Source organism: Gemella sp. GH3, assembly GCF_013415425.1.
Lineage (GTDB): Bacteria > Bacillota > Bacilli > Staphylococcales > Gemellaceae > Gemelliphila.
This window is the reverse complement of the sequence record NZ_JACBYC010000085.1, coordinates 1-257: the sequence shown is the minus strand read 5'-3', so window position 1 is coordinate 257 and position 257 is coordinate 1. Positions and strand designations below refer to the sequence as shown.

Sequence of the window (257 nt, the reverse complement as noted above, 5' to 3'; positions counted from 1 at the left end):
TGGGATAGATGATTGGGGTGAAGTCGTAACAAGGTAGCCGTATCGGAAGGTGCGGCTGGATCACCTCCTTTCTAAGGATAGAGGGAATAAGGTTGACAATTCGTTTAGTTTTGAGTGTTCAAGCACTCAAGCACAATGAAAACTTAATACGAAATTATATAACCAAGATTTACAAGAAAAAACCGAGAAAAAGAGTTTATTCAGAAGAATAAGAGTTCAAGGAAGAAAACGAAGCGAAAGCTACACACGATTAAGTA

At 38.1% G+C, this 257-nt stretch carries 1 rRNA gene; it reads left to right on the top strand.

Annotated elements, in window-relative coordinates:
- Window positions 1–71: ribosomal RNA gene (locus HZY83_RS02545) — 16S ribosomal RNA — on the top strand; the annotation flags it as partial.
- Window positions 72–257: the final 186 nt, after the last annotated feature.